General features: G+C 32.6%; 12 protein-coding genes. 4 read left to right on the forward strand and 8 right to left on the reverse strand.

The window, feature by feature from the left end; all coding sequences use genetic code 11:
- Positions 1–476: 476 nt before the first annotated feature.
- From IDG63_RS05720 to nagB, 5 genes are all read right to left on the reverse strand, one after another.
- On the reverse strand, positions 477–1,877 hold the full coding sequence (locus IDG63_RS05720; RefSeq protein WP_000347061.1) for an MFS transporter: 1,401 nt from the start codon (positions 1,875–1,877) through the stop codon (positions 477–479).
- A 501-nt stretch (positions 1,878–2,378) separates the two neighbouring features.
- Positions 2,379–3,026, reverse strand: a complete 648-nt coding sequence (locus IDG63_RS05725) for an HAD family hydrolase (RefSeq protein ID WP_000667097.1) — start codon at positions 3,024–3,026, stop codon at positions 2,379–2,381.
- A 112-nt stretch (positions 3,027–3,138) separates the two neighbouring features.
- On the reverse strand, positions 3,139–3,687 hold the full coding sequence (gene hxlB, locus IDG63_RS05730; RefSeq protein ID WP_001051594.1) for a 6-phospho-3-hexuloisomerase: 549 nt from the start codon (positions 3,685–3,687) through the stop codon (positions 3,139–3,141).
- A 1-nt stretch (position 3,688) separates the two neighbouring features.
- Positions 3,689–4,321 (reverse strand): 3-hexulose-6-phosphate synthase, encoded by a 633-nt coding sequence (gene hxlA / locus IDG63_RS05735; RefSeq protein WP_000422861.1) that lies wholly within the window; start codon positions 4,319–4,321, stop codon positions 3,689–3,691.
- A gap of 76 nt (positions 4,322–4,397) precedes the next feature.
- Positions 4,398–5,156, reverse strand: coding sequence for a glucosamine-6-phosphate deaminase (gene nagB, locus IDG63_RS05740; protein WP_000866415.1), 759 nt, complete (start codon positions 5,154–5,156; stop codon positions 4,398–4,400).
- 275 nt (positions 5,157–5,431) lie between these two features.
- Here nagB and IDG63_RS05745 point away from each other — a divergent pair, with 275 nt between their 5' ends.
- From IDG63_RS05745 to sdgB, 4 genes are all read left to right on the forward strand, one after another.
- Entirely contained in the window at positions 5,432–5,794 is a 363-nt protein-coding gene (locus IDG63_RS05745) for a YojF family protein (protein WP_001547756.1), read from the forward strand.
- Positions 5,795–5,807: 13 nt separating this feature from the next.
- Entirely contained in the window at positions 5,808–6,473 is a 666-nt protein-coding gene (bshB2, locus tag IDG63_RS05750; RefSeq protein WP_000129062.1) for a bacillithiol biosynthesis deacetylase BshB2, read from the forward strand.
- A gap of 12 nt (positions 6,474–6,485) precedes the next feature.
- A complete protein-coding gene (gene folE2 / locus IDG63_RS05755) occupies positions 6,486–7,364 on the forward strand; it encodes a GTP cyclohydrolase FolE2 (RefSeq protein ID WP_000134232.1) in 879 nt (292 codons plus the stop codon).
- A gap of 281 nt (positions 7,365–7,645) precedes the next feature.
- On the forward strand, positions 7,646–9,136 hold the full coding sequence (sdgB, locus tag IDG63_RS05760) for a serine-aspartate repeat adhesin O-glycosyltransferase SdgB (protein WP_001106110.1): 1,491 nt from the start codon (positions 7,646–7,648) through the stop codon (positions 9,134–9,136).
- A gap of 124 nt (positions 9,137–9,260) precedes the next feature.
- Here sdgB and sdgA read toward each other — a convergent pair whose 3' ends face one another.
- The 3 genes from sdgA to sdrE form a co-directional block, all read right to left on the reverse strand.
- Complete coding sequence (gene sdgA / locus IDG63_RS05765; RefSeq protein ID WP_001106739.1) at positions 9,261–10,733, reverse strand: serine-aspartate repeat adhesin O-glycosyltransferase SdgA; 1,473 nt, start codon at positions 10,731–10,733, stop codon at positions 9,261–9,263.
- A gap of 118 nt (positions 10,734–10,851) precedes the next feature.
- Positions 10,852–14,091 (reverse strand): MSCRAMM family adhesin SdrE, encoded by a 3,240-nt coding sequence (locus IDG63_RS05770; protein ID WP_000610299.1) that lies wholly within the window; start codon positions 14,089–14,091, stop codon positions 10,852–10,854.
- Between the two features lie 393 nt (positions 14,092–14,484).
- Positions 14,485–18,120, reverse strand: coding sequence for an MSCRAMM family adhesin SdrE (gene sdrE / locus IDG63_RS05775; protein ID WP_206176383.1), 3,636 nt, complete (start codon positions 18,118–18,120; stop codon positions 14,485–14,487).
- Positions 18,121–18,272: the final 152 nt, after the last annotated feature.

The following is an 18,272-nucleotide window of genomic DNA, read 5'->3' on the forward strand; positions in this document are numbered from 1 at the left end:
TTATCAGGTAAACCTGCCTATTATAAAAATCAAACTTAAGCCCTAGATAAATTTGATACTGTAGTACCATGTTTTTTATTAGATAAGACGTTACTATATGTATATAGAGAAAAGAAGTTATCGCAATCGCAATAACTGACACAAATAAGTCACCCAATCTATTTAAGTTTGTGTTCTCTATAATAATATTGAAGGTTAGAGTCTCAATATTAATTGCGTTGGACAAAATACTCTAAGACATATTTACATCCTAACATTTCAATAGCAAGAGAATTTTAAGTATTCAAAGCTAAACATATGCTTTAAGTCCCCTCTTTCCCCCATTGCGATAATCATTGCAGTGGGGGTTTATGTATATACAAAAACTTTATTACGGCTAATTACAGTTCTCAATTTAAAAAGCACTTTAAAGTTAGCAGAACCTACTAGCTTTAAAGTGCTTATATACGATTGATTTATACTTTTTATTAAAATCTCTAATTCTTACGTTCTTTAACCCACCATAATGCTTCTTTTGGATGTTCTGCATAATAAGCTCTATCTTGCTCGTTATCTACATTTGGATACGAACCTTTTAGAGATTTTCCTGCTGTACTTAAATGTAAGAATGTAATAACTAAAAAGCCAATAACACTGATTGCTGTTAAATAATACGCAGGTGCTAATGGATCTCCAGTTTTCGTAACTAACCATGTTGCAACTAATGGCGTCGTACCACCAAATATCGAAACAGAGATATTAAATGTTACTGATAAAGTTCGATATCTTATATGACTGTAAAACATCGTTGGTAACGACCCTGGCATTGTCGCTTCGTAAGTTGATAAGAAAAATCCTAATATAAATATACCGATTACTATTACAACAAATGATTGTGAATGTAATAACATAAATGCGATGATACTGAATAATGTTAGCCCACCAGTACCAATTAGAAATACTTTCTTTTCACCTATTTTATCCGCTAACTTACCAAACATTAATGCTAATGGAATCATTATTGCCATGACACAAGTAATTAATACACTTGTTGTCGTTGCATCTAATTTAATAACTTGTTCTAAATAGGTTGGTAAATATGCAGTTACCATATAGTTTGTAACATTGAAGAATACAACAGCTACAAAACATACAAATATATCTTTGTAATAAAATCTGATGATTTGTAAAAAGTTAATGTTATCTCTTTCTGGTTGTGTTGCAACATCATTTTCGAAAACTGGTGATTCTTCCAGCTTACGACGTAAATATAAGCCGAATAATCCTAGGAATAAACCGAGTAAGAATGGGATTCTCCAACCAAATGATGCCATTTGTTCATCTGTTAAAAAGAATGTTAATACAGCAATCATAATTGAAGCAGCTATGTAACCTGATAATGTCCCAATTTCTAGTCCACTACCTAATGAGTTACGACGCTTATCTGGAGATGATTCGGCAACATATGTCATTGCCCCCGCATACTCTCCACCTGTTGAAAACCCTTGTAGTACTCTTGCAAGCAATAATAGTATTGGTGCCCAAAGTCCAATTTGATCATAGCTTGGCAATAATCCAATGGTTAATGTTGAAAATGCCATTAAAATAATTGTAGATGTTAATACAACTTTACGTCCATATTTGTCACCAATAATACCAAATACGACACCACCAATTGGTCTTAATAAAAACGCAATGGCTAATGCTGCGAAAGTCAACATTTGTCGAATGTCTGCATTCTCTACTGGAGAGAAGAAGTTCGCTCCAATGTACGCAGTTGTATATGCATAGACACCAAAATCGAACCATTCCATTGCATTACCGATACCGGTTGCAACAACGGTTTTTTTAGCTTTCTTTGCATCCACCATGTTAATATTCTCTTTATTAAAATCCATGAATTCATACACTCCCTCTTGTATGTTTCATAATTATACGGAGTTAATTAGTTTTGTCAAATTTATAAGAATTTAAACTTTTATATAAATACAAAAGTATGTTTGTTCAAAAATTTCGCTTTATCGAATTAAATTCAATGATTTTATACCCTCATACATTTGAATTAAACAATAATAATTCTTAAATCATCGAACGATTAACTTTTTGGAATTATAACTAAAAATAGCGATAGCACACAACTTCATGTAAGTGATATGCTATCGCCATTTTCGACATCGTATTTAAATGTTTATACTCAATTTACTTCAATAACTTTGTCATTACTTTAATTTATTTTTACAAAAATAAATTATCAACGAGTCAGACATTACTCTTTAAAAATTCATAATGTTTAATAAATATTTATTTTAAATTCCTAATCTAAAGCGAAATATTTCTAAGTATAATCTAATATTTATGAATATGCATTTTAACCATGGTATTCTCTGTTTTAACAAGTTTTATAATACGGTATTAATTTCTGATGGATCATTAATAATAAAATCCGGATTTGAATGAAGTAATGACCTTGCATCATGTGCACCCCAAGTGACAGCTGCAGATTGCATACCAGCACGTTGTGCCATCTCAACATCAAACGTTGAATCACCAATATACACCGTTTGTTGGCTATTTAAATTGTAGCGTTGCACAATTGTGTGTATGCCTTCAGGATTTGGTTTATATGCACTTACTTGATCGGATCCAACAGCTTCGGTAATCAAGTGATTTAATCCAATAGCCGATAAATTTCTTTCTAATACATCACTCTTCTTACTAGACACCACGAAAAGTTTTTTCCCTTGGTTATACAAACTTGTAATGGCTTCAGTTATACCCGCAAATTCATAAATATAGTCCTTTTCAATAGATTGATATGTATGTCTAAATGTATCGATTAACTTTGCTAATGCTGCTTCATCTAATGGTCGGTCTGCTAATTTTAAAAATGATTCTTCAATAGGTATTCCCATATAATGCGTTATTTCTTTAGATGATGGTTCCGTTAAGCCACATGCTTTAAATGCACTTTGTGTTGCTACTTCACCACATTTTTTCGTGTCTGCCAACGTACCATCAAAATCAAAAATATAATTGTCAAACTTCAATATTAACACCCCTATTCGTTTATTATTGATATTATACTATAATTTATTATTTAAATAAAAAAATAATCGATAATATTTCTGCCTAGGCATCATATTATCGACTATCTTTATTTTATTCTAAATTAGCATGATTTTGTTGCATCGTTTGTTCCGTAACATTCATTTCAGTCATCAATCCCATTACAACACTATCTAAAAATAATTGAGATGCTTGTTCAAACAAACTTCCTAATGGTTGTGCCGAGCCTTGTTCATCATATTTTGTACCTGCAGGCAAAACGATGTTCGTCCCAGCTAGATTGCCTATTGCAGAATCTTTATTTGTAGTAATTAATACGATGTCAGCACCTACTGATTTTGCTTTGTCTGCTAATAATCTTAAATGTTCCGTGGAACCTGAACCAGAGATAATTACAAATACATCATTCGACTTAATCGCAGGTGTCGTTGATTCTCCAACAACATGTGCCTGTTTGCCGAGCTGATTTAAGCGCATTGCAAAACTATTCGCCACGAATCCTGAACGTCCTTTGCCAGCTACAAATATATGTTCAGCATGTAGTATTTTGGATGCAAAAGTTGAAAACTCATCCGCTTCAACATGTGACAAAGTCATCTTTAATTCATCTAGAATTAATTGATAGTCACTAAATTTAGCCATATTACTTACCTTCGATTGCAGCGCGACATTGTTTTGCAGCTTCTACTGGATCATCTGCATTTGCGATTCCGCCACCAACAATAACAAGATCAGGACTTTCAGCGACAATATCTTTAATTGTATCTGGTTTAATTCCACCTGCTACTGCAACTTTAGAATTTTTAATAACAGATTTAACGGTTCTTAAACTTTCTAATGGTGATTGCCCTTCTGCTTGTAAATCATAACCAGTGTGTACTGCAATATAATCAGCACCCATTTCATCTAGTTCTTTTGCACGTTTTTCTAAATCTTGAACAGCAATCATATCAACTAGTAATTGTTTATTATTTTTATGAGCTTCTTCAATAGCTGCTTTAATTGATGCATCTTCTGCAACACCTAGTATTGTAATTACATCCGCGCCAAATTTAATTGCTTGGCTAACTTCATAATCAGCTGCATCCATAATTTTCATGTCTGCTAATACTTTTACATTACTAATGTTGTCTGCCATATGTTTAACTGCTGGTAAACCTTCGTTGTAAATGATTGGCGTACCGATTTCTACGATATCTACATAATCTTTTACTTTATTTGCTAACTCAGCCGCGTCTTCTTTGTTTAATAAATCAATTGCTAATTGTAATTCCACTAAAAATCATCCTTCCAATGCTTTTTATCTTTCTATTGGAACCTTTCCCGAGGCATTTCTTAATTAAACATTGCAATCAATCCATTTCATCGACATGAATTTTCGCAACATTTTTCGGGCAAGCTTCGTCGTCTAAATATATCTCAACATTCGGGTGTTTGTGAAGTAATGTGGCTGGAACATCAACAGAAATTTCCTGATTTAATAAATGTGTAATAGCAGCACGTTTCTTTTCACCAAATGCGAGTAAAATGATACGTTTGGCTTGAAGAATATTAGCAAGTCCCATCGAAATGGCTTGCTTTGGAACATCATCTTCGTTTTTAAAATATCGACTATTAGCCTTAATAGTACTTTCAGTCAAATCAACGATATGAGTAACGCTATCAAACGGCGTACCAGGTTCATTAAATCCAATATGACCATTTTCACCAATACCTAAAATTTGAATATCACGTTGACCTTGTTGTTCTAAAACGTCATTATATTTTGACGCTTCCGCATTCATATCATCGGCATCTCCATTTGGAATATGAATGTTCTTTCTATTAAAATAAGGATATTGTTTGAAAAGCATGTCATCCATATAATAGTGATAACTTTGCGGATGTGATGCGGTTAAACCTACATATTCGTCTAAATTAAACGTGGATACATTGTCTACGTTTAACTGATTTTTATTTAATAACTTAACAAGTTGTTCATACAAATCTGTCATTGTACCACCAGTTGCTAAACCTAGTTTACAGTGCTGATTAAATGCCATCTCTTTATATAACTCACATGCAACATAGAATGATGCTTGTTTTTTCGATCCTAAGTTTAATACTTTCATTGTTTACATGCCTCCACAAATTTAATACATTTTAAAAACTTATGAATTCATTCATACACCATTAATATAGCATCATTTTTAATGTTTAACACTTTTCAAATTCCAACAAATTTTTGATTTTTAAAAGTAAAAAACTAATGCTGTATGATTACGTAATCCTGAGTAATTACCCTTCATGAAAATTAATTTATAAATAATTGAGCAATCGTATACAATTATCGAATAGTTTTTAGTAAAATAGAAAGATAAACACATTGATAGTGTAAGGAGTGAACGTGTTGGAACCAATTAAAGAACAAGAAGTTATAGATTTACTTGCTTCTTTTGAACATAAACCTGTGTATCTGCATGTTGAAACGACAAATGGGGCCTATGCGAACCATTTCGATCAACGTGTTTTTAATGCTGGTACTTTTTTAAGAAACATACAAATAACATATACGCATGCACAACTAAAAGGTGGTAATAAAGAACCTTATCGCATTGGTCTTAAACTATCAAATGGTGGTTGGGTTTATGTACAAGGTCTAACGCATTTTGAGGTCAATGAGCATGATGAATTTTTAATTGCAGGTTTTAATTACGAAGGTCAACTCGCTGCAGCACTTCAAATTAGTGAGCGACCATTTAATTTATAGAGGAGGCATCAACATGACTGACGAAAGACATGTATTAGTAATATTTCCACATCCTGATGATGAAACCTTCTCATCTGCAGGCACATTAGCAAATTATATCCAAAAAGGCATACCTGTAACATATGCATGTTTAACCCTAGGACAAATGGGCAGAAATTTAGGTAATCCCCCATTTGCAACACGCGAATCATTACCAAGTATTCGTGATCGTGAACTAGAAGAAGCTTGTAAAGTTATCGGTATTACTGATTTAAGAAAAATGGGTTTACGTGACAAAACTGTCGAATTTGAACCCTATGAACATATAGATGGTATGATTAAATCTTTAATCGATGATACAAATCCATCATTGATTATTTCATTTTATCCTGGATATGCAGTACATCCTGATCACGAAGCAACAGCAGACGCTGTAATTCGAACGGTTGAACGCATGCCTAAAGAAGAACGCCCTCGTTTAACTTTAGTTGCGTTCAGTAATGATGCAACCGAAGCTCTTGGAGAACCTGATATTCAAAATGATATTACAGATTTTAAAGAACTTAAAATTAAGGCATTTGAAGCACATGCTTCTCAAACAGGTCCATTTTTAAAACAATTAGCAAGTCCTGAAATCGATGGTAAACAACACAGCTTTTTAACAGTCGAACCATATTGGACATATCACTTTAAATCTTAACGGAGGAAAAAAATGACTGAATTTGATTTATCGACACGAGAAGGTCGTTGGAAACACTTTGGTTCCGTAGATCCTATTGAAGGCACGAAACCTACTACTAAGAACGAAATGACAGATTTACAAAGTACACATAAAGATTTTTTATTTGAAATAGAAGAAGTTGGTATTAAAAACTTAGTGTACCCTGTACTTGTTGACCAGTATCAAACAGCTGGCACATTTAGTTTTTCAACAAGTTTAACAAAAGACGAAAAAGGTATTAATATGAGCCGTATAATTGAAAGTGTTGAAAAGCACTATGATAATGGTATTGAACTTGAATTTAATACACTTTATCAGGTGTTACGCACTTTACAAACGAATATGAAACAAAATGCGGCAGGCGTTGATGTTTCTGGGAAATGGTTCTTTGATCGCTATAGTCCAACCACAAATATTAAAGCAGTTGGCAATGCCGATGTCACTTATGGATTAGCAATTGACGGTGATAAAGTTACACGTAAAGAACTTACTATTGAAGCAACTGTCACAACGCTATGCCCTTGTTCAAAAGAAATAAGTGAGTATTCAGCGCACAACCAACGTGGTGTTGTCACTGTTAAAACATATATTAATAAAGATCAAGACATAGTTGATGACTATAAAAATAAAATTTTAGATGCAATGGAAGCTAATGCAAGTTCAATTCTATACCCTATTTTAAAACGTCCTGATGAAAAACGTGTGACAGAGCGTGCATATGAAAATCCACGTTTTGTCGAAGACTTAATTCGTTTAATTGCCGCGGACTTAGTTGAATTTGATTGGTTAGACGGTTTCGATATCGAATGTCGTAATGAAGAGTCTATCCATCAACATGATGCTTTCGCTAAATTAAAGTATCGCAAATAATATCATATGATTAATTCAAACGCGTAACATTAGTTGCGCGTTTTTATTATACCTTCTAGAGTTGTATATCTCTTTTATAAATCTTCTCATTTGATGTGCTTGAGTCATAAATCAATATCCTAAGCTCTACAATGATATATTGGTCGTAGTTGATTGAATAACTACTATCATTATAAATATCAAAATTTGTTGTTTTATAAATAAACACATCTTCCAGTTAAAAGAAGTAATTAAATATTATGTGATATAATTATAAAAAATAGATATAAGTGGTGTTGTAAATGAATTATTTTGTAGGTAATAGTTTAGGTGTTAATTTAACTGGGATAGAGAAAGCAATTATTAATCGTTTAAATTTATTTAAAGAAATGGGAAGACCAGCGCAATGTGTATTTCTGTCATGGAATAGATATTTATATAGAAATGCCCAAAATTATATTACTAGTTCTGACTATATTAATATGTATGATTTCTTCCAAGAAGCAACATATTTAGAACGCAATGAACCATTTGACTGGTTGTCGTATTGGACTGATGAATGTCATTATACTTTAAAACATGTTGAAAATAGTCATGACTTTAGAATATATGATCAAGAGCGTTTCTTAATGTATGCCCATTTTCAAGATCCTAAATATCGTATATTAGATTATGTGAATCATTTTGATAGTCAAAGACGAAAAGTAAAACGTGATTTTTATGATGTGCGTGGCTTTTTAAGTTGTAGTAGGATTCTTGTTGATAAACAACAAACATTATGTGAATTTTTCTATAATCCAGAAGGTGACACAAAATTAGAAAAGTATTTTTCTTACAAGGATGGCAAACCAGAAGTACAAAAAATTATTGTTTACTATGCTAACAAACAATATTTCTTTAATAATGAAACGGAATTAGGCGCATTTTTCATTAAACAACTATATCAACATGGGGATTTATTTTTCAGTGATCGTAATGTGTACACAGCACCTATTTTCAACTTAACGCCTGAGTCAATCCCAGTAGTAGCTGTGCTTCACAGTACACACATTAAAAATATTGATGCATTAGATTCATCGCCATTTAAAAATGTATATAAAGCGATGTTTGAAAATTTATCTCGATATCGTGCAATTATCGTTTCTACTGAGCAGCAAAAATTAGATGTTGAAAAACGTATTAACCATACTATTCCAGTTGTTAATATTCCTGTCGGCTATAGTGAAACAATTGATACACCAGTCCAAACATTAGATCAGCGCAGTGTTAAATTAATTTCCGTTGCTCGTTATTCACCTGAAAAACAATTACATCAACAAATTGAATTAATTAAACGCTTAGTATCGTATGTCCCAAAAATAGAGCTTCATATGTATGGTTTTGGTTCTGAAAGTAAAAAATTAAATGAATTGATACAAAAATATGGATTGGAAAATCATGTTTACTTACGCGGCTTTTTAAGCAATCTAGACCAAGAATATAGCGATGCCTATTTGAGTTTAATAACAAGTAACATGGAAGGTTTCTCTTTAGCGCTACTTGAATCTTTAGCACATGGTGTTCCAGTTATTAGTTATGATATTAAATATGGACCTAACGAATTAATTACGCCTGATTTCAATGGTTATTTAATTACTAAAAATGATGAAGATGCCCTATTTGATAAAGTAAAATATGTGATTGATCATCCTGAAGTACAACAACGACTGTCAAAAGGTAGTTTGGCAAAAGCGCAACAATATAGTAAAGCGTCGTTAATTAAACAATGGGACCAATTTGTTCGTCTTATATAAATGTACTTCACCTTTATTTTTATAAAAAAAAGCGTTTTCCTATGTCATTTAACTAAACATGTAAGTTCGTATGAACGAGGTTTGTTAAATAGATGATTCTAGGAAAATGCTTTTTTCTTTTGACTTAGTTTAAAATATTTTGCCACTTTGTACTGATAGTAGTTGCATTGTACTGTTGTGCAGATTCTATGCTATTAATTGAAAACTGTTGCAATTTTTGAGTATTATTTAGTAATTGGTCGACCTTTTCAACCATTTGATTGATGTCACCTTGAGGTACTAAATAGCCATTAAATCCATCTTGAATCAGTTCTGATGGACCATAATCTACATCATAACTGATCACTGGTGTACCTACTGAAAGCGACTCTAAAATTGCTAAGCCAAAACCTTCCATTTTACTTGTCGATAACATCAGTTCTGCTTTAGCAATCTCTTCATTAATATGCGTCTTAAAACCATGAAATTTAACATGTTCCGATAAATGATAATCTTCTACAAGTTGTCGATATTCTGACAAACCATTTCCATGTCCATAAATATTCAATTGAATATTGGGATGTTTTGTTACTAATTGCTTGATCACTTCAACTTGATGTTTAATTTGTTTATTTTCAACGAGGCGAGCAATTGATATGATATGATTTTTCTCCTTTTGATTGATGTCAAATTGATACTTTAAATTTGCCACGTAGCCAACCGGAATATTGATAACTGGTATTTTATTTTCAATATATTGTGAAATATCTTGGCATTGCTTTTCTGTTGATACAACAATCGCTTTATAACGTGTTAAATTATTAAATACTGTTTTATAAAAACTTTTTATACCATTACCGGTACCGGATAAATGTGTACTATGGAGCACAACAACAACTGGAATACTTTGATTTAATCCCGCTATAACATTTCCTAATTCATGAGGACGATCTAATATGATTTGATCATTATTTTTACATAATTGATGGAGAAAATATTGAACTAATTCATCTTCTGTATCAAAAAATTGTTGCTGCTGGTCTTCATTTAAGATAACCTTTGTGAGCGTGTTTTTTCCTTTTATATCGTCGAAATATTTTTGGATGACGATTTCCCCATTAGGTGTATAGTAATTTTCGAGTACAATCCGTTGTCCTTCACCTAAAATTCGAGAACAACTTAAAAAGCCTCTTCCATCATACAATTCGCGTTTTACTTTTCTTCTTTTATGATCAAAATAATTCACATAGTTTAATTGATGATACTGTTTATCTAAAAAATGAGCATACATTACAAATTGCTCTTCATCATATATTCTGACATCATTTGAATTTTCCACAAATTTCAATGTGTACCTACATGACTTTTCCCAATACTGTATCCAGTTAACTTGCTTTGTCTTTTTATAATTGATTGCTTTTTGAAAATAGTCATACATTGTAAATACATCATTTTCAATCTGATGTTGCTTCGCATATGTGTATGAATAAGGATTCCATTTAACATATACACATTTTGAAGATATGCCGTGTTGTTTGAACAACTTCAATCTATTTATTTGCGCTTTTTCTACACCTGTAATTTTACTTTCTAAAATTGTTCCTAAAATGTAATTCATATTATCGCCTCATATAAGTTTTATTCCGTATCTTTATTGTTTATTTTATATGAAAAATACATCTATTGCATGTGTAATTATAAAAAAACCAGGCCACAAGGACCTGGGTCATATTGTATTATTTGTTTTGTTTTTTGCGACGACCGAATAACAATAATGAACCTAATGCTGCGAATAATCCACCAAATAACGTTGCGTTATTTGAGCCGTTATTTTCACTACCTGTTTCTGGTAATGCTTTTGCTTTATTGTGATGGTCTTTAGTAGTACTCATTGGTTTAACAGGTGTATGTTTTCCTGCATCTGAGTCGCTGTCTGAATCTGAATCACTGTCTGAGTCTGAGTCGCTATCTGAGTCTGAGTCGCTATCTGAATCTGAGTCGCTGTCTGAGTCTGAGTCACTATCTGAGTCTGAATCACTGTCTGAATCTGAATCGCTATCTGAGTCTGAATCACTATCTGAGTCTGAATCACTGTCTGAATCTGAGTCGCTATCTGAGTCTGAGTCACTATCTGAATCTGAATCGCTATCTGAGTCTGAATCACTGTCTGATGTATCTTCTTCGAAGTATCCGTTATCAAGTGTGAAATCATCATGATCCGTAATTGTTACGTCAACTTCGCCACCATCTGCATCTTTATCATCTTCAGTTGTATTTGTAACTGTTTGTGTTAAGCCAGCAGGCTTTTCAAAAATAACTTTGTATTTACCGCTATCTAAATTATCGAAACGATATTTACCATTTTCATCTGTTTTAGTTGTTCCAATTACTTCGCCTTTTTCGTTTTGCAATGTAACTGTCACATCTTTAATACCTTTTTCAGTTGAGTCTTGTTTGCCGTCTTTATTACTGTCGTACCAAACATAATCACCTAAACTGTATTTTGGTGTTTTATAGAAACCACTGTCTAATGTCATATTATCTGCATCTTTAATGACACCTGTTGTTGTTAAACCATTAGAATCTTTATCTTCAGCTGTAGTATTTTTAACCGTTGGCGTGTAACCTGCTGGTGTTTCAAATTCTACTGTATAGTTACCATTATCTAAATCTGTAAATTTATATTTACCCGAGGCATCAGTAGTAGTTGTACCAATAACTTTTCCAGTACTATCTTTTAATGTAACCTTAACATCTTTGATACCAGGTTCATTAGCATCTTGGATACCATCTTTATTTGTATCTTCCCATACATAGTCACCAAGATTATATTTAGGTTCTTTATAAAAACCAGTGTCTAAAGACATATCATCTTTACCATTAATTTTAACAGTTACAGAACTACCATTTGAGTCTTTTTCACCATCAGTTGTTCCATTTACTTTTGTTGGAAGATATCCAGCTGGCGTTTCGAATTTAACTGTATAAGTTTCTCCGTCTTTCAAACCACCGAATTCATAATGACCGTTAGCATCTGTTCTTACTGATTTTGTAGTACCGTCTGGGTAAGTTAATGTAACTAAAACGTTTGCCATTGGCTTTTCTTTCGAATCTGTACCTTGGACACCGTCTTTATCAACGTCTTCCCATACATAGTCACCAATTTTGTATAACTTTTCTTCAGGTTTAACAGTACCGTCACCACCGCCAGAGTCATTAGAAGTTACGATGAAGTTTGAATATCCTGCATAATTATAATAACCATATTTATCAGTTGTTCTCATACTAGTACCTTGAGCAATATCTAGTTCGCCATCTGATGTAGGTGTATATTTACTAACAACTTTGATAATATAGGCTGAATTAATATCACCAAAATCCAATGTTGCTACATTATTACTAAATGATTTTTTATTATCAAATTGACTTGTTACATCTTCGTATTGACTAAAATCATAGATTCTATTACTTTGAGGCAATTGTTGATTAGGGTTAACTTTATAAACTTTTATTTCTGTATTTTGGTCAATAATGGTACTACCATTTCCTAGTTTAATATTTCCATAATCATCTACTTGACTACCAGCTATATCAACTTTAGTGTTAGTTGCTGTTTTTTTCAAAGGATTAACATAAATTTGTTGTTCAATAGTTTGTTTGTTTTCATCTAACTTTGTAAAGATAGATTGAATGTTTGAATCACCATGAACCATTGGGTCTTGATAATCAACAGAAACGTTTTGGCTAGTTTCTTTACCTGCTGTTGCAAACGTTAAATTCAAACTAGTTTCATTAGGTACTGCTTGCTTATCAATATATGAGTATAAAGTTAAACGTGCTTTTATATCTTCATATTTATCTACATAATCTGTAAATGTATATGTGATTTGCTTAGTCGCTTTATCAAATGTTCCTTTGGCAATAACCTCTCCTGATGGATCAGTAATATCGATAGGATCATTTTTATCTGTTAAATCCGAAGGAATTACATTCTTATCATAATTAATCGTCATTGTATCGCCTTTTTTGACTTTATTGTCAATTGTAAACTCTGTATCATATTCAATATCTTTACCGTCATGCGCTGCTGCCACATTATCTTTACCATCGCCAACTTTGATCGTCTGTTTCGTCACTGTAATTAAATCATTTACATTATTTGACGCAACTGCTGCTGGTTGTGCAACTGCAAAACGCATTTTCGCATTTAATCGTTTTGGTGCAACACTTGTTGGTGCTGTAGCAACTGGTTTAGTTGAATGATTAGTGTTATTTTCACTTCTAACTAATTCTTTTAATTTTTCAGGATCATTTTTAAGATCTTCTTTTGATACATTTACCGTTTGTTTTGGATTAGTTGCATCTGTAACTTGATTGTCTACTTTTGAAGGCGTTGGTTGCGGTTGTGAATTTTCAATATTTGTAGATTCTTGAGGTGTAGTTGGTTTTGTTTGAATTTCACTTGTAGATGGTTTTGTAGTTACATCGTTATTTGTATTATTTGGTGCTTTCTTCTCTTCTAAAATAACAGATGTATCTTCTGTCGCAGTTTTATCAGTTGAAGGTTTAACATTTTCTTTTTCAATGTTTTGAGGCTTAGTTTCAGTTGTAGCTGTAACGTTATTTTGCTGTTTTTGAGTACTTGATGAAGTTGATTCTTTTTTAGCTTCTGGTTGTGAATCAGTATTTGTTTCTTTCTTAATTGGATTTGTTGAATTATTTTCTGTTGTCGAATTATTTTCAGTTTCCGACACTACTTCTTTATTATCACTAGTCGTTGCATCATCTTGTTTTGCATTTTCTGTACTAGTGTTTTCAGCAGCTTTAGCTTCTTGGTTCCCTAGACCAAAAATCAATGTCGTACCTACTAAAATCGATGCAGTTCCTACAGTATACTTTCTAATCGAAAATTTGTTTAAGCGATTTGAAATCATACCCTTTTTTGTTATTGCCTTTTTATTATCCCTGTTAATCATATAAATCTCCTTTAAAATATCAATATTTGCAAAAAATTAATATTTTTACATATAAAAATTTGTATTCCCATCGTAATACATTTTTAGATAAAGCACAATACTTTAAATAAATTCATTTATCTAAGACTGTTATTTTACACTTTGGTTTGAATAAATTAATTCTAGTAATTTTTAATTATTCGTTTGTCTTTTATATCAATTGTTTTAAATGGTTTGATACTGTGTTTAATTGCTTTTCTTATTCGTTTGTACTTTTAATGTAAAGATGAATTAAATTTATGTTGATTTATGTTATATTTTTTAAAAAATTGCACTATTTAATCTCAAACATAAGATACATTTCATAAATTTTGAAATAAAAAACCAGGCCTCACGGACCTGGTATAAGCTGTATTATTTATTTTGTTTTTTACGACGACCGAATAACAATAATGATCCTAATGCTGCGAATAATCCGCCAAATAACGTTGCGTTATTTGAGCCGCTATTTTCATTACCTGTTTCTGGTAATGCTTTTGCTTTATTGTGATGGTCTTTAGTAGTACTCATTGGTTTAACAGGTGTGTGCTTACCTGCATCTGAGTCTGAATCACTGTCTGAATCTGAGTCGCTATCTGAGTCTGAATCGCTGTCCGAATCTGAGTCACTATCTGAGTCTGAATCGCTGTCTGAATCTGAGTCGCTATCTGAGTCTGAGTCGCTATCTGAATCTGAATCACTGTCTGAGTCTGAGTCGCTGTCCGAATCTGAATCACTGTCTGAGTCCGAATCGCTATCTGAATCTGAGTCACTATCTGAGTCTGAGTCGCTGTCTGAGTCTGAGTCGCTATCTGAGTCTGAATCACTGTCTGAGTCTGAGTCACTATCTGAATCTGAGTCACTATCTGAGTCTGAGTCGCTGTCTGAATCTGAATCGCTATCTGAGTCTGAATCACTGTCTGAGTCGCTGTCTGAGTCTGAGTCGCTATCTGAGTCTGAGTCGCTGTCTGAATCTGAGTCGCTGTCTGAGTCTGAGTCGCTATCCGAATCTGAGTCGCTATCTGAGTCTGAGTCGCTATCCGAGTCTGAGTCGCTGTCTGAATCCGAATCGCTGTCTGAATCTGAATCACTGTCTGAATCTGAATCGCTATCCGAGTCTGAGTCGCTGTCTGAATCTGAGTCGCTGTCTGAGTCTGAGTCGCTATCTGAATCTGAATCGCTATCTGAATCTGAGTCGCTATCTGATGTATCTTCTTCGAAGTATCCGTTATCAAGTGTGAAATCATCATGATCCGTAATTGTTACGTCAACTTCGCCACCATCTGCATCTTTATCATCTTCAGTTGTATTTGTACCTGTTTGTGTTAAGCCAGCAGGCTTTTCAAAAATAACTTTGTATTTACCGCTATCTAAATTATCGAAACGATATTTACCATTTTCATCTGTTTTAGTTGTTCCAATTACTTCGCCTTTTTCGTTTTGCAATGTAACTGTCACATCTTTAATACCTTTTTCAGTTGAGTCTTGTTTGCCGTCTTTATTACTGTCGTACCAAACATAATCACCTAAACTGTATTTTGGTGTTTTATAGAAACCACTGTCTAATGTCATATTATCTGCATCTTTAATGACACCTGTTGTTGTTAAACCATTAGAATCTTTATCTTCAGCTGTAGTATTTTTAACCGTTGGCGTGTAACCTGCTGGTGTTTCAAATTCTACTGTATAGTTACCATTATCTAAATCTGTAAATTTATATTTACCCGAGGCATCAGTAGTAGTTGTACCAATAACTTTTCCAGTACTATCTTTTAATGTAACCTTAACATCTTTGATACCAGGTTCATTAGCATCTTGGATACCATCTTTATTTGTATCTTCCCATACATAGTCACCAAGATTATATTTAGGTTCTTTATAAAAACCAGTGTCTAAAGACATATCATCTTTACCATTAATTTTAACAGTTACAGAACTACCATTTGAGTCTTTTTCACCATCAGTTGTTCCATTTACTTTTGTTGGAAGATATCCAGCTGGCGTTTCGAATTTAACTGTATAAGTTTCTCCGTCTTTCAAACCACCGAATTCATAATGACCGTTAGCATCTGTTCTTACTGATTTTGTAGTACCGTCTGGGTAAGTTAATGTAACTAAAACGTTTGCCATTGGCTTTTCTTTCGAATCTGTACCTTGGACACCGTCTTTATCAACGTCTTCCCATACATAGTCACCAATTTTGTATAACTTTTCTTCAGGTTTAACAGTACCGTCACCACCGCCAGAGTCATTAGAAGTTACGATGAAGTTTGAATATCCTGCATAATTATAATAACCATATTTATCAGTTGTTCTCATACTAGTACCTTGAGCAATATCTAGTTCGCCATCTGATGTAGGTGTATATTTACTAACAACTTTGATAATATAGGCTGAATTAATATCACCAAAATCCAATGTTGCTACATTATTACTAAATGATTTTTTATTATCAAATTGACTTGTTACATCTTCGTATTGACTAAAATCATAGATTCTATTACTTTGAGGCAATTGTTGATTAGGGTTAACTTTATAAACTTTTATTTCTGTATTTTGGTCAATAATGGTACTACCATTTCCTAGTTTAATATTTCCATAATCATCTACTTGACTACCAGCTATATCAACTTTAGTGTTAGTTGCTGTTTTTTTCAAAGGATTAACATAAATTTGTTGTTCAATAGTTTGTTTGTTTTCATCTAACTTTGTAAAGATAGATTGAATGTTTGAATCACCATGAACCATTGGGTCTTGATAATCAACAGAAACGTTTTGGCTAGTTTCTTTACCTGCTGTTGCAAACGTTAAATTCAAACTAGTTTCATTAGGTACTGCTTGCTTATCAATATATGAGTATAAAGTTAAACGTGCTTTTATATCTTCATATTTATCTACATAATCTGTAAATGTATATGTGATTTGCTTAGTCGCTTTATCAAATGTTCCTTTGGCAATAACCTCTCCTGATGGATCAGTAATATCGATAGGATCATTTTTATCTGTTAAATCCGAAGGAATTACATTCTTATCATAATTAATCGTCATTGTATCGCCTTTTTTGACTTTATTGTCAATTGTAAACTCTGTATCATATTCAATATCTTTACCGTCATGCGCTGCTGCCACATTATCTTTACCATCGCCAACTTTGATCGTCTGTTTCGTCACTGTAATTAAATCATTTACATTATTTGACGCAACTGCTGCTGGTTGTGCAACTGCAAAACGCATTTTCGCATTTAATCGTTTTGGTGCAACACTTGTTGGTGCTGTAGCAACTGGTTTAGTTGAATGATTAGTGTTATTTTCACTTCTAACTAATTCTTTTAATTTTTCAGGATCATTTTTAAGATCTTCTTTTGATACATTTACCGTTTGTTTTGGATTAGTTGCATCTGTAACTTGATTGTCTACTTTTGAAGGCGTTGGTTGCGGTTGTGAATTTTCAATATTTGTAGATTCTTGAGGTGTAGTTGGTTTTGTTTGAATTTCACTTGTAGATGGTTTTGTAGTTACATCGTTATTTGTATTATTTGGTGCTTTCTTCTCTTCTAAAATAACAGATGTATCTTCTGTCGCAGTTTTATCAGTTGAAGGTTTAACATTTTCTTTTTCAATGTTTTGAGGCTTAGTTTCAGTTGTAGCTGTAACGTTATTTTGCTGTTTTTGAGTACTTGATGAAGTTGATTCTTTTTTAGCTTCTGGTTGTGAATCAGTATTTGTTTCTTTCTTAATTGGATTTGTTGAATTATTTTCTGTTGTCGAATTATTTTCAGTTTCCGACACTACTTCTTTATTATCACTAGTCGTTGCATCATCTTGTTTTGCATTTTCTGTACTAGTGTTTTCAGCAGCTTTAGCTTCTTGGTTCCCTAGACCAAAAATCAATGTCGTACCTACTAAAATCGATGCAGTTCCTACAGTATACTTTCTAATCGAAAATTTGTTTAAGCGATTTGAAATCATACCCTTTTTTGTTATTGCCTTTTTATTATCCCTGTTAATCATATAAATCTCCTTTAAAATATCAATATTTGCAAAAAATTAATATTTTTACATATAAAAATTTGTATTCCCATCGTAATACATTTTTAGATAAAGCACAATACTTTAAATAAATTCATTTATCTAAGACTGTTATTTTACACTTTGGTTTGAAT

The sequence above is a fragment of the Staphylococcus sp. EG-SA-14 genome, from assembly GCF_017151935.1.
GTDB classification, from domain to species: Bacteria; Bacillota; Bacilli; order Staphylococcales; family Staphylococcaceae; genus Staphylococcus; species Staphylococcus aureus.

Coding starts and splice junctions, on each gene's coding strand:
- IDG63_RS05720 (WP_000347061.1), bottom strand. CDS start 1,877: ATGGATTTTAATAAAGAGAATATTAACATGGTGGATGCAAAGAAAGCT.
- hxlB (WP_001051594.1), bottom strand. CDS start 3,687: ATGGCTAAATTTAGTGACTATCAATTAATTCTAGATGAATTAAAGATG.
- nagB (WP_000866415.1), bottom strand. CDS start 5,156: ATGAAAGTATTAAACTTAGGATCGAAAAAACAAGCATCATTCTATGTT.
- bshB2 (WP_000129062.1), top strand. CDS start 5,808: ATGACTGACGAAAGACATGTATTAGTAATATTTCCACATCCTGATGAT.
- folE2 (WP_000134232.1), top strand. CDS start 6,486: ATGACTGAATTTGATTTATCGACACGAGAAGGTCGTTGGAAACACTTT.
- sdgB (WP_001106110.1), top strand. CDS start 7,646: ATGAATTATTTTGTAGGTAATAGTTTAGGTGTTAATTTAACTGGGATA.
- sdgA (WP_001106739.1), bottom strand. CDS start 10,733: ATGAATTACATTTTAGGAACAATTTTAGAAAGTAAAATTACAGGTGTA.
- IDG63_RS05770 (WP_000610299.1), bottom strand. CDS start 14,091: ATGATTAACAGGGATAATAAAAAGGCAATAACAAAAAAGGGTATGATT.
- sdrE (WP_206176383.1), bottom strand. CDS start 18,120: ATGATTAACAGGGATAATAAAAAGGCAATAACAAAAAAGGGTATGATT.